The 12903-nt window shown below is 43.9% G+C and carries 9 protein-coding genes and 1 tRNA gene; 5 read left to right on the top strand and 5 right to left on the bottom strand.

All coding sequences use genetic code 11. The annotated features are described in order from the left end of the window. Positions 1-6: 6 nt before the first annotated feature. The gene (locus ABDW16_RS04450) at positions 7-3069 is read right to left on the bottom strand and encodes a TonB-dependent receptor (RefSeq protein ID WP_343667982.1); all 3063 of its coding nucleotides are present in this window, start codon (positions 3067-3069) and stop codon (positions 7-9) included. Positions 3070-3500: 431 nt separating this feature from the next. On the opposite strand from ABDW16_RS04450, the gene ABDW16_RS04445 reads away from it, so the two are divergent. Beyond that, complete coding sequence (locus ABDW16_RS04445; protein ID WP_343667981.1) at positions 3501-5279, top strand: sulfatase-like hydrolase/transferase; 1779 nt, start codon at positions 3501-3503, stop codon at positions 5277-5279. Positions 5280-5289: 10 nt separating this feature from the next. After that, positions 5290-6900, top strand: a complete 1611-nt coding sequence (locus tag ABDW16_RS04440) for an arylsulfatase (RefSeq protein WP_343667980.1) — start codon at positions 5290-5292, stop codon at positions 6898-6900. Positions 6901-6985: 85 nt separating this feature from the next. Here ABDW16_RS04440 and ABDW16_RS04435 read toward each other — a convergent pair. From ABDW16_RS04435 to ABDW16_RS04425, 3 genes are all read right to left on the bottom strand, one after another. After that, positions 6986-7057: transfer RNA gene (locus tag ABDW16_RS04435), tRNA-Met, on the bottom strand. Positions 7058-7145: 88 nt separating this feature from the next. Further along, positions 7146-8063 (bottom strand): helix-turn-helix transcriptional regulator, encoded by a 918-nt coding sequence (locus ABDW16_RS04430; RefSeq protein ID WP_343667978.1) that lies wholly within the window; start codon positions 8061-8063, stop codon positions 7146-7148. Positions 8064-8123: 60 nt separating this feature from the next. Continuing rightward, complete coding sequence (locus ABDW16_RS04425) at positions 8124-8954, bottom strand: SDR family NAD(P)-dependent oxidoreductase (RefSeq protein ID WP_343667976.1); 831 nt, start codon at positions 8952-8954, stop codon at positions 8124-8126. Positions 8955-9053: 99 nt separating this feature from the next. Between ABDW16_RS04425 and ABDW16_RS04420 the strand changes: the two genes are divergently transcribed. From ABDW16_RS04420 to ABDW16_RS04410, 3 genes are all read left to right on the top strand, one after another. After that, a complete protein-coding gene (locus ABDW16_RS04420) occupies positions 9054-9914 on the top strand; it encodes a helix-turn-helix domain-containing protein (RefSeq protein ID WP_343667975.1) in 861 nt (286 codons plus the stop codon). Between the two features lie 60 nt (positions 9915-9974). Continuing rightward, positions 9975-11066, top strand: coding sequence for an FAD-dependent monooxygenase (locus ABDW16_RS04415; protein WP_343667974.1), 1092 nt, complete (start codon positions 9975-9977; stop codon positions 11064-11066). A gap of 131 nt (positions 11067-11197) precedes the next feature. Continuing rightward, positions 11198-12235, top strand: a complete 1038-nt coding sequence (locus ABDW16_RS04410; RefSeq protein ID WP_343667972.1) for a DUF6340 family protein — start codon at positions 11198-11200, stop codon at positions 12233-12235. A gap of 46 nt (positions 12236-12281) precedes the next feature. Here the strand turns inward: ABDW16_RS04410 and ABDW16_RS04405 are convergent, their stop codons facing one another. Next, positions 12282-12875, bottom strand: a complete 594-nt coding sequence (locus ABDW16_RS04405; RefSeq protein WP_343667971.1) for an alpha/beta hydrolase — start codon at positions 12873-12875, stop codon at positions 12282-12284. Positions 12876-12903 lie beyond the last annotated feature (28 nt).

The following is a 12903-nucleotide window of genomic DNA, read 5'->3' as shown; positions in this document are numbered from 1 at the left end:
AACAGATTAAAGAGTGAGAGTAAGACCAGCCTGGTATGACTTGTTGTTAGGATAAGAGTTGTTGTCAACTCCTTTATTGATCAGGCTTTGGCCATTACTGCTTACCTCAGGATCAAAGCCTGTATAATTGGTCCAGGTAACCAGGTTCTGTGCAGAGATATAAAGTCTTAATCCCTTTAATTTCGCTGCTGTTAAGAAAGACCTTGGAAAAGAATAACTGAGTGAAACATTTTTGAGCCTGTAATAAGTGGCGTCTTCAATAAACCGATCAGAGATGGTAATTGCCGGATCCTGGTACGCTTCTTTCACATCCGTGTTGGTATTGGTAGGTGTCCATCTTCTCAGCATCACCCGCGATGCATTGGTATAACCTGTTCCCAGTTCCAATTGGGCTTCGTTGGTATTGTATAATTTTCCACCTACAGAAGCCTGGAAGAATATAGAGAGATCAAATCCCTTATAGCTGAAAGAGTTTGTCAATCCCCCGGTAAATTTCAGCTGGTTGTCAATAACGATACGGTCACCGGCAGAAGTAATCTTACCATCACCATTGATATCTTTATATTGCTGACCACCCGGACCGGTATCTGCCTGCGGTGTCAAAGCTGTTTCACCTTCCTGTATGATACCATCTGTTTTGTATACAATGAAGGAACCTACCGGATGCCCGATCTTGGCAATAGATGGCGCTGCACTGCTTGGAATGTATTCTTCTACCCCTTCAGTCAGTTGCAGGATCTTGTTCGTATTCCTTGAAAAATTTAAAATGGTATTCCACCTGAATTCACCAGTCAGGTTATTGGAGTTAATATTCAACTCAAATCCCTTATTGGAGATAGCCCCAATATTCTGATAAGTAGTAGAAGTCTGGTTGTTGCTCAGGTCTGCCAGGCCCGAAGTACCCGGTACAGTACCCGTCAGCAACAGGTTCGTCGTCTTCTTATAATAGTAATCGGTCACAATAGAGATACGTCCATTCAGCAATCCAATATCCAGCCCCGCATTGACCTGGAAGGTTTTTTCCCAGGTAAGGTTCTTGTTGGAGACCGTCTTTGGCGCATATCCTGACACGGCCGTTCCCGAAAAATTATAAGGGTAATAAGCGATCCTGGCCAGCGATTGGTAGGCATCAATGTCCTGGTTCCCCGTGGAACCTGCACTCAGACGTAGCTTCAATACATTGATCCCTTTTACATTTTCAAAGAACCGCTCTTTATAAATATTCCAGCCGATAGCACCTGATGGAAAGTACCCCCATTTATTTCCTGCAGAGAATTTGGAAGAACCATCTGCTCTGAATGAAAACGTAACGAGAAACCTATCGTCAAAAGCATAATTGACCCTTGCGAGGTAAGAGGCCAGCGACCATTTCAGGGCAGAAGAACCCGGCGTTCCTGCACTGGTGCCACTACCCAGATCGTTATAGGTAAGGTTATCAGAAGTATAACCATAGGATACTGCCGTTACACCTTTTGACTGAGATTGCTGTGCAGTAAAACCCGCCACGGTACTGATCCTGTGCTTGTCATTGAATTGCCTGTCGTACGTGATGGTGTTTTCATTCAGCCAGTTGGAAGTAAAGAGCGAACCTACAGCAGCATATCCATTATAGCTGGATCCTTCGTAAGTAGATTTAGGCAGGTACCTGTTCTGCTTATTGTCTATCACGTCTGCACCCAACAGTACTTTGGCTTTCAGGCCGTCTGCAATGGTATACTCGCCAGCTACATTACCCAGAAAACGATTCGTAATCGTCTCATTCGTCTGGTTATTCAGTGTATTGATCGGGTTAGCGTACACCGTTTCAAAAGGGCTGTTCTTTACATAAGTACCATCATCCTGGTAAATGGGCAGGGAAGGAGGCGTATACAGCAAACCCTGTACAATATTGGCAGGCGCTACATTTGCTTTGGTATGTGTACCAATAATGCTGGATGTTATTTTCAGTTTGGTATTATAATCATGCTCTACATTCAAGCGGGCAGAAAAACGTTCAAAGCCGGTTTTAATGATCACACCTTCCTGTTTCAGGTAATTGCCTGCAATCGCCAGTCGTGTCTTCTCAGAGCCGGAAAAGATGGATAAGCTATGGCTCTGCATAGGTGCGGTAGTAAATGCTGCTGCCTGCCAGTCAGTACCTTCACCGCTGGTATCGAGTGAATAACCGGTTACAGTAGGCAATGTGACTGATTTACCTGAATTCGTGGCTGCATCTTTTCTCAATGCCCACCATTCACGGGCATTCAGCAAAGGAATTGTTTTAATTACTTTTTGTACCCCATAGTAACCATCATAGTTGATAGAAGACTTGTTCTTTGAGCCCTTCCGGGTAGTGATCAATACCACACCATTTGCACCTCTCGATCCATAGATCGCAGTAGCAGAAGCATCTTTCAATACATCGATCGATTCAATGTCGGCGGTGTTTAAAGTAGACAATGGGTTAATGTTAGGTCCGTTCGTTACCCCCGAATTCGTTACACTGTAATTGTTGTTGATAGGAAACCCATCGATCACATAAAGTGGATCACTCCCGGCAGAGATAGAGTTATTGCCACGTATCTGTACACTCACACCGCCTCCGGGTTGCCCATTGGTTTGCGTTACAACCACACCCGCTACAGATCCCTGCAGCAGACGCTCAATGGAGTTGACGGGCTGTTCCTTGACAGCAGGTGGTACAGAAGCAATAGACCCGGTTACATCACTTTTCTTCTGTGTACCATATCCCACTACTACCACACCATCTAGTTGATTCAATGTTTGTGTCAATTCAATTCTCGCTGGCGAAGTAGTTAATTCTACCCTTAAGGTATCATACCCTATAAAGCGGACTATAACATGGTAGGGCAACTTCTGCCCCGTTACCAAACGAAAATTGCCTTTATCATCAGTGACAGTCTGATTGGTTACTCCTTCAATTTTGATAGAAGCACCAGGCAATGGCTCTTTGGTCCTGGCATCCACCACTGTTCCGCTCACGGTAGAATTAATCAGTGGTTTATCCTGTGCAGGCGATAGCATAGCGTATAGCAATGGCAAAGCCAGTAATACAAACTTTTTATACATGACATTTTTGATTAAAGACAAAGGCTTCCTTCGGGCCATGAGCACATGGCCTGTAGATCATTCATTGAAAAAGGAATAAAAAGAGAAGATTATTAACAGCAGCAGCAAATTGTCCTATTGCATGGCAAACTGATAGGGATGGAATGAATAATCTGATTCTTTTTCATTGTAATATTATTAGGTTGATATTGGAACAATGTAATGGGCATAGCCATAACCCGAGGCGTTCGCCGCTTTAAATGAAAATTGAACAAGAAAAGTAAGAAATCAACGACCACAAGATGGCATTCACGGTCTACTAATATAAGGGAGGTTGGTGGAGACATGCCTTATAACGGAACAAACATACAATGTTTTGTTTAATCTACAAAATTAATAGACTAATAATTATATTTGCTCTCCCACCAATCAAATTATCTCAATCAGACCGAATGAAAAGTATAGGAGCAATTTTCGCGCTGCTGACAATTCCTGTTATGCATGCCGCTGCCCAGACCAAGCCAGACAGGCCCAATATTCTCTGGATTGTAAGTGAAGACAACACCACATTTTTGGGTTGTTATGGTGATCAATATGCCACAACACCGAATCTTGACCGGTTTGCAACACAGGGCGTATTGTACGAAAATGCATTTTCCACCGCACCTGTTTGCGCGCCTTCCCGCAATACGTTAATTACAGGAATGCTACCTACCTCCCTGGGTACGGAGAATATGAGAAGTACTTATCCGGTTCCGTCCTTTGTACAGTTCTTTCCAAAGTACCTGCGTGCGGCCGGTTATTATACTACTAACAATTCAAAGAAAGATTATAACACCATCGATCAGGCAGATGCCTGGGATGAATCCAGCGATCAGGCGACTTATAAAAATCGTAAACCCGGTCAGCCATTCTTTGCTGTCTTCAATATCTTTACTACTCACGAGAGTAGCATCTTTGGTGATCAGCCCAACCTGAAACATGATCCGGAAAAAGCCCCGGTACCACCTTACCTGCCAAAAACAACAGAGATGAAACACGACTGGGCACTGTACTATGATAAGATAGAACAGATGGATAACAGGGTAGGGCAGCTACTGCAAGAGCTGGAAGAATCAGGGCAGGCAGATAACACGATTGTCTTTTATTATGCTGATAATGGCGGAGTATTAGGCAGAAGCAAACGCTTTATCTATGAATCAGGATTACATGTACCATTGATTATTCGTTTCCCTGAAAAGTATAAACATTTATCGCCCGGTACCCGCACCGATCAACTGGTCACCTTCGTTGATTTTGCACCTACTGTATTAAACCTGGCAGGTATAACGGTGCCATCCTATATACAGGGTAGGGCTTTTGCCGGCCCGCATTTGCCACCACCACATGACTATGCCTTCAATTTTCGTGGCAGAATGGATGAGCGTGATGACAAAGTTCGCTCCATCAGGGATAAACAATACAGGTATGTAAGAAATTTTTATCCGCATAAGATTTATGGTCAGCATGTGGAATTCCTGTGGAAAGCGGCCTCCATGCGATCATGGGAAAGGGAATACAAAGCAGGTAACCTGAATGAACTCCAATCCCGGTTCTGGAAAGAGAAGCCTGTAGAAGAACTATATGATGTAATCAATGATCCTGACAACATTCATAACCTTGCTGGTAAAAAAGAATACCAACAGGTGCTTGTCAAAATGCGCGGGGAATTGCACCGGGAATTGATCAATACAAAGGATGCAGGATTTATTCCTGAAGCCCAGCTCACAGGTATTATTCCATATGAGTATGCACATTCTTCCAACTATGACATTACGAAAGTGCTTGAAACTGCAGAAGCAGCTTCCAGTCGTGATGTGCAACACCTGCCGGCATTGGTGAAAAAACTAAAAGATAAAGATGCCGTTATCCGCTATTGGGCTGCTACCGGCATTACTATTCTTGGAGCCAGCGCTGCCAGTGCAAAGAAAGATATTCTCCCCTTATTACAGGACGAAAGTATCGCTGTGAAGATCGCTGCCGCAGAAGCTGCTTATAAACTAGGTCAGAAAGAAGATGCATTAAAAGTGCTCCTTTCAGCCATAGATAGTCCTAACGATATGGCGAGGTTGCAGGCCCTGAATGTATTGCAGTCAGTAGATAGAACGGACCTGGCAGTATTTCAGGAGAAATTAAAATCGCTATCCGCCACTTACGATGTGGCACTGGCCAAATACCTGTTAAACAACTAAAGCAAATCATATGAAACACGCAGCACTCATGACGATCAGTGCACTGACCCTTGGTTGGCTGTCCCCGCAAAAGAGCATTGCACAGCAGCAACCGAACATCATCGTCATCCTGGCTGATGATATGGGGTATTCAGACCTGGGATGCTATGGAAGCGAAATTCCCACACCCAACCTCGACAAGCTGGCACAAAACGGTGTCCGGTTTACGCAATTTTATAACACTGCCCGTTGCTGTCCTTCAAGAGCCACCTTGTTAACAGGGCGCTACAGTCACCAGGCCGGTGTTGGGCATATGATGAATGATCTTGGCCCTGAGCATGAAGCTTATCGCGGACAATTAAACAACAAGTCTGTTACCATTGCTGAGGTACTAAAGAGCGCAGGTTATTTTACCGCAATGGCCGGTAAATGGCATGTGAGTTTTGACTTTAGTGTAACACCTGCCAACAGGGGATTTGACAGATCACTTGCAGCGCCTAATGGTGGTTTCTATCATGCAGACAAAAGATCCCGCCTCTTTTTAAATGGCCGCGAACTGGATGTGAACAAAGAACTTCCTAAGAATTGGTATACCACTGACCTCTTTACAGACTATGGTCTTAAATTCATAGACGAGGCATTGACAGAGAAAAAGCCATTCCTGCTCTACCTGGCATACAATGCACCACATTTTCCTTTGCAGGCGCCGGAAAATGAAATTGCACCATTCAGGGGTAAATATCTGCAGGGTTGGGACAAAGTCAGAGAAGCGAGGTATCAAAAGCAGATCCGGCTGGGGTTAATAGATGCCTCTTTAAAACCCGCTCCTGATAACCCGATCATTTATAAATGGGATACCCTCGGAGACGCAAAGAAAAAACGGTATGACGATATGATGGCTATATATGCAGCCGTGATCAGTCACCTGGATAAGGAAGTAGGCGTGCTCGTAGATGGATTGAAGAAAAGAAATGCCTTTGATAACACAGTCATTCTTTTTGTGTCAGATAATGGTGGTAATGCAGAACCGGGCATAGAAGGCCGGTACGACGGAGAGCAGCCGGGTGCTGTGAATTCAGATGTCTACATCGGGCAGGGTTGGGCGCAGGTAGCATGCACCCCTTTCTGGATGTATAAGCACCATACGCACGAAGGAGGCATTTCCAGCCCTGCAATTGTAAGCTGGCCTGCAGGTATACCCAAAGAGAGAAACGGCAAATTTGAGCGCCAGCCGGCCCACTTAGTCGATATTCTGCCTACCCTGATTGACCTGGCGCATGCTAATTATCCTGCTGAGTATAATGGCAACAAAATTCAGCCGGTAGAAGGTGTGAGTATCAAACCGGCATTCACGGGAAAGGATGTAGGTAGAAAGAACCCCATCTTCTGGGAGCATGAAGGCAACAGGGCCATTCGGGAAGGTAAATGGAAGCTCGTGGCAGAACGTTCTGAAAGATGGCAGCTGTATGACCTGGAAAAGGATCGGTCAGAACTGAAAGATGTGTCCCGCCAATATCCCGAAGTGGCGGCAGACCTGGAAGCGAAATACAATGCCTGGTATCAGCGTGTGCATGCAGAACCTTATCCCCACCCACTCAACAAGTGGTTTTATGATTATACCCAGCTGAAGAGCGGGGAATAATATTAGTTAGCCTGTATAATGATGGCTGGGCCGCTTTGGCATTGTATAAAATAAAAAATCCCGGCCTGATCCGGGACTTACTTTGTAGCGAGGAGCGGATTCGAACCGCTGACCTTCGGGTTATGAGCCCGACGAGCTACCTCTGCTCTACCTCGCAATGAGGGTGCAAAGGTATGTAAATAATTATCACTACCAAATCTTTTTTAAATTAGTTGTGTTTTATTTAAACCGGCCGCAGGCGCCCATTAATTAAATGACTGCCTGAACTGCAAAGGAGACACTTTCGCCTTTACCTTAAAAAACTTGCTGAAAGATTGAGAATGCTCAAATCCAAGCTGAAAAGCTATTTCAGATGCTGATAAGCTGGTAGTGGACAACAGCTCCTTCGCTTTTTCAAATAGCCGTGCCTGAATCAACTGCTGTGCATTCTGGCCAGTGAGCGACCGGAGCATATCGCTCAGGTAACTGGGGGAGAGGTTCAGCTGGTCTGCCAGGTACTGAACAGAAGGCAATCCCCTGGATGACGGATAATCATGCTTAAAATAATCATCCAGCAGGTCTTCTATCTTTTGCAACAGATCGTTGTGCATAACCTTGCGGGTCACGAACTGGCGCTTATAAAACCGGTTGGCGTAATTCAGCAATAACTCAATATGAGAAATAATCACATCCTGGCTAAAATCATCAATCCGGCTGTTGAGTTCTGTATCAATCATCTGAAAGATGGAAAGGATCGTATTCTTTTCTTCTTCAGACAGGTGAAGTGCTTCGTTGGTAGAATAAGAAAAATAGCCATACTGCCTGATCTTTTTGGCGATAGGGTAATTCAGTAAAAAGTCCGGATGTATCAGTAACACATATGCAGAACACACCGCCGGATGTTCGGCATTTTGTCCGATAATCTGACCCGGAGAAGCGAATAACAAACCACCTTCGTCAAAATCATAGTAACTCTGCCCGTACCGTATTCTGCCACCAAACTTTGGCTTGTAGGAAATTTTATAGTAATTCAGCACATGGGGGCCAATCGGCATATTCTCAATCTGGGAATTCGGCCCATTGAGAAGACTCACCAGCGGATGCCTGGGATTCGGTAACCCAAACATGCGGTGCATATCAGACAGAGAGCCCATTTTATAAGGGAGATTTTCTTCTTTTTTCATGTTTCTGCACATTAAAGAATGATAACCGGTACAAAGGTCGGTTATCATTCTCATATTATGTTAGTTTGATTCTCCCTGTGCAGCACGAGACACCTCGTCCCAGGCTTCCCAGGTGGCCAGTCGCTCAGCATACACTGCCCGTACCCCTTCCAGGTTGCGACTGCCAATATTGAATCGCAGAGGTGGATTATCAGCATCTACCATTTTAAAAAGCGATGGAGGCGTAGCGGCCGGATTACCCCTTTCAAACGAAACGAGTTGTCCGAAAAACTGCTGTTTGAAATCGGCATAGATGTCAAGCCCTGCTGCAAATTTTAAAGACTCCTGTGTGCCGAATTCCGTTGCATAGGCGCCAGGTTCAATGATAGTCACCTTAATGTTGAAAGGTTTCACTTCTGCAGCCAGACTTTCGTGTATTGCTTCAAATGCCCATTTAGAAGAACAGTAGTAGCCGATCACAGGCAATACCACATGCCCCAGGTTACTGGAAACGCCAATGATATGACCGCCGCCCTGTTTTCTCAACAATGGCAGTGCTGCCTTAATCACTGCAACGGGACCTATCACATTTGTCTCATACAGTGCCCTTACCTCATCAGCGTTGGCCTCTTCAATGGTGCTGACCAGGGAATAACCTGCATTATTAAGTACAATATCCAGTCTGCCAAAGTGTGCATGTGCCCTGGCTACAACTTCATTCACCTGCTTTTCATTCGTTACATCCAGTTCCAGTGTCAACACATTTTCGCCATACTTTTCCTTAAAGTCTTCAATGCCTGGAAGTTTGCGTGCGGTAGCTACCACTTTATCCCCCCGTTGCAGCGCAGCTTCTGTCCAAACCCGTCCAAAACCTCTTGAGGTACCTGTAATAAACCATATTTTACCTGCCATAGTATTGATGTTTTAATTGTAGATCAAAGATCGGCAGATGGTTTTTTCCACTTGTAGCCCTATTGAGGCACTTTGTAGCCAAAAAATTATATTTGTAAGGTGAAAAAAAGAAAATCCATTCCGGTAAACCCGATGGCGGACCAATTTGGTTCAGGTATAGCTGTTGAAAAAATCTCTGTGAAGGCATTCAGTGCGGCAGAAATGGAAGAGGCCGGAAAATCGCATAGGGAGGATGGACATTCTTTCTTTTTGCTTGAAAAAGGGAGCGTTGGGCTTGAAATAGATTTCCAGCAATATACCATCAGGCCTTCGGAGTTGATCTACATACACCCTAATCAGGTACATCGCATTCTCTCTTTTAAAAATGTAACACTCAGCTGCTGGTCACTTAACAATGAAAACCTGCATCCGGAATACCTGCAGCTATTAGAAGCGATCACCCCGGCAAAACCCCTGTTATTAAAGAAAGAAACCTTTTCCCTTATTGCCGACGCGGTATCATTGAGTATGCGTTTTTTTGAACGAAAAAACGACAGGCTATATCATTCACTGCTAAAAGATAGTTGCAATGCGCTGGTAGCATTAGTAATATCGCAATACCTGGCACAAACTACACCCACACAGCAACTGCCGCGATTTGAAATCGTGACTAAAGGATTCAAAGAATTATTGGAACGTAATTATACAACAGCCAAGCGACCGGCATACTATGCCCAACAACTAAACATATCTGTCCCCTATCTGAATGAATGTGTTAAAAACACAACAGGTTATTCCGTTTCCCATCTCATACAGCAACGTGTAATCCTGGAAGCCAAACGGTTGCTCTCCCATTCTGACAAGGCGGTCAAAGAAATAGCTACAGAATTAGGTTATGATGATTATCCCTATTTTTCCCGGTTATTTACCAAAGTAGTGGGGAAAACACCCTTAACTTTCCGGAACAAAAACCTCGATTAGTCCAATAATTACTTTTTCCAGACCTTATTTTTCCGGATCACCCGCAGTTATTTTGTGCCAATGAAAAAAGAAATACTCATATCAGGTGCAAGTATAGCCGGACTTGCAACAGCTTTTTGGATGAATAAGGCAGGTTACAAAGTAACAGTGGTGGAAATTGCTCATGCACCCAGGATGGGAGGAACTGCTGTAGACCTGCAGGGGCCTACCATTGATGTAGTGAAGCGTATGGGAATTTATGAGCAGTTAAAATTGAGTGCATTGAACCTGGAAAGGATCGAATTCAAAAATGCTGCAGATGAAACAGACGGATTCATTGCAGTAGAGCGGGAGGGAGAAGAGATCGAAATAGAAAGAACTGAATTAGTGCGGATTTTATTAGATCAGTTGAAAGATGAGGTGAACTTTATTTTCAACAATAGTATTACCGCACTAAATGAAACTGTGGATAATATAGCAGTTACATTTAAAGATGGTTCTTCACGCCCGTTTGAGCTGGTGATTGGATGCGATGGCACACATTCAGGTGTAAGAGGAATCTGGTTTGGTCCTGAAAATAAATACGCACATTTTCTCGGGGCATATTTTTCTATCTCAATCATAGATAAATTGCTGATAAAGCAAAACACCATGCAGTTCTATAATGTTCCGGGCAAGGCTTATATGCTGAATGCCTACAGGCATAAAACTGACATTGTATTTTGCTTCCTTTCAGAAAAGGAAATACCATATGATTACCGTAATGTAGAGGAACAGAGAAAAATCATCCTGGAACAGTTTGGAGGGCAGGGATGGAGAACCACAGAATTATTAAAGGAAGTAGCCGGCTCGGAAAACTTTTACTTCGATAAATTTTGCCAGATAAAAATGCCATGCTGGACAAAAGGCAGGGTCGCATTAGTAGGAGATGCCGCTTATTGTGCTTCGCCGGCAGCAGGAAGGGGCGGTTCGTTAGCAATGGATGGAGCGGCAGCACTGGCTGATGCGCTGGAAAAACATAATGGAAACTTTGAATCAGCATTTCGGGATTACAATAAAAATTTACGCCCGCTTATTGAAGAAGTGCAGGCCGATGCTGCGTATAATGTAAAGGAGAAGTTTGTACTGGCAACTGAAGAAGCCATTCGCCAAAGAAACCAGGCGGGATTTTAGTACGATTGCAAAGGCACCTCCGATAGATATATAGTATTAAATATTAATTTAATTACTATCTTGCTCAAAAATAGCATTCTACCTGTAGCATTCACCAGGTAAACTTTGCATTGTACTTAAACTGCCTATCTATGAAAAAACTGTACATTGTCATGCTGATTACAGTCGGTCTGTATTCCTGTAGTGCCACCAATCATGTCTACATCAGCGTTCAGCAACCATCACCTGTCACCCTTCCCCCGGGAATGAAAGACGTTGGTATCATCAACAGAAGTCTTGTGACGGAAAAGAATAAAGCACTGGACATTGTAGATAAGGTAATAAGTTTAGAAGGCGATAGTCTGGATGCCCAGGCATCCCAGGCAGGCATTATTGGCCTGGCCGATGAACTGATCAAAAACAACCGGTTTACAAACGTAACAGCTTTCCTCAATCTCAACCTGCGCTCGAATGTACCAGGTCAATTCCCATCTCCACTTGCATGGGATGTGGTCGATCAGATTTGCAAAGAGAAACATGTAGATGCACTTTTCTCATTGGAACTATTTGATACAGATTCTAAAATCAGCTATGTAGCAGTACCTATTTCTGTAAAAACACCATTGGGCAATATACCGGGTGTGGAACACCATGCCTCTATGCTTACTATAGTGAAAACCGGCTGGCGGATTTACGACCCTGTAAACCGGCTGATCCTGGATGAATATCCGATCACCCGTAGCATTACCCTGTCGGGTAAAGGCATCAATCCGGTGGCAGCAGCAGGTGCGATCATCAACAGAAAAGAAGCTGTGAAGGATGTAAGCAGGAAAACGGGCCAGGATTATGCGTACAGGTTAGTGCCTTACTGGATCAAAGTAACCAGGGATTATTATGTAAGAGGTACTAACAATTTCAGCATCGCTAAGCGCAAAGCGCAAACCGGCAATTGGAATGGAGCGGCTGAATTATGGAAAAAAGAGACCACCTCTTCCAGTGGCAAAATAGCCGGGCGCGCATGTTACAACATGGCTATTATTTGTGAAATAAACGGACAGTTAGATAAGGCGATAGAGTGGGCACAAAAGGCATATGAAAACTATAATAATAAACTGGCGCTGAGGTATGTGAATATATTGAAGCAAAGACGGGAGAGTAACAGCTTGTTGAATTATCAACAGGAAAACTAATTGCAAAGGCCTTCAGATTTTTAAAACTGAAGGCCTTTTTATTGCCTTAGTCCCGAAAGTAATTTCTGATAATTTTACTAATCGTATCTGCTCTATTTAAAATCATCAGGTGACCTCCGCCCTTAATTCGATAGTCAGGATGCACCAGCCTGCTGATGATTACCCTATCGGCAGTCCCATGTATCTGAATAGTTCTTTCAGGCACTTCTTTATTATCCCAATAAGCTATCCCTTTCAGGGCCCAACGAAAAAAAGTAACATCTGTATCCTGCAACAATTTCGTTAATGCCTTCTTATCATTTGGTGATTTGGCTCCAAAGTAACGATAACTGAGAAAATTGGCACGTTTTATCAATGGACCGGGAATGATTCGATACAAACCCAGCTTCATGAAAAAAAACTGCAACTTGTTCAGTTCGCTCTTTGTGCGAACCGAAGAGATTAATACCATTTTTTCTACCCTGATTTGTTTAGATACTTCAACAGCTATAATGCCTCCAAAAGAAAGCCCGATAAAGTAGGGATTTTCGACAGTGATCTGGCTTTTTATCCTGCCTGCATACTGTGTTAGTGACTCATTGGGCAAAGCAGGTATCCAGGTAATGTAAACTTTATGATAACCCGGGAGCTTCAGGTTCATGAATATACTTGAATCTGCTCCGATTCCA

Origin of the sequence: Chitinophaga sp. (genome assembly GCF_039596135.1) — a bacterium.
GTDB lineage: Bacteria > Bacteroidota > Bacteroidia > Chitinophagales > Chitinophagaceae > Chitinophaga.
The sequence above is the reverse complement of the archived record's forward strand: the minus strand, read 5'-3'. Positions and strand labels throughout refer to the sequence as shown.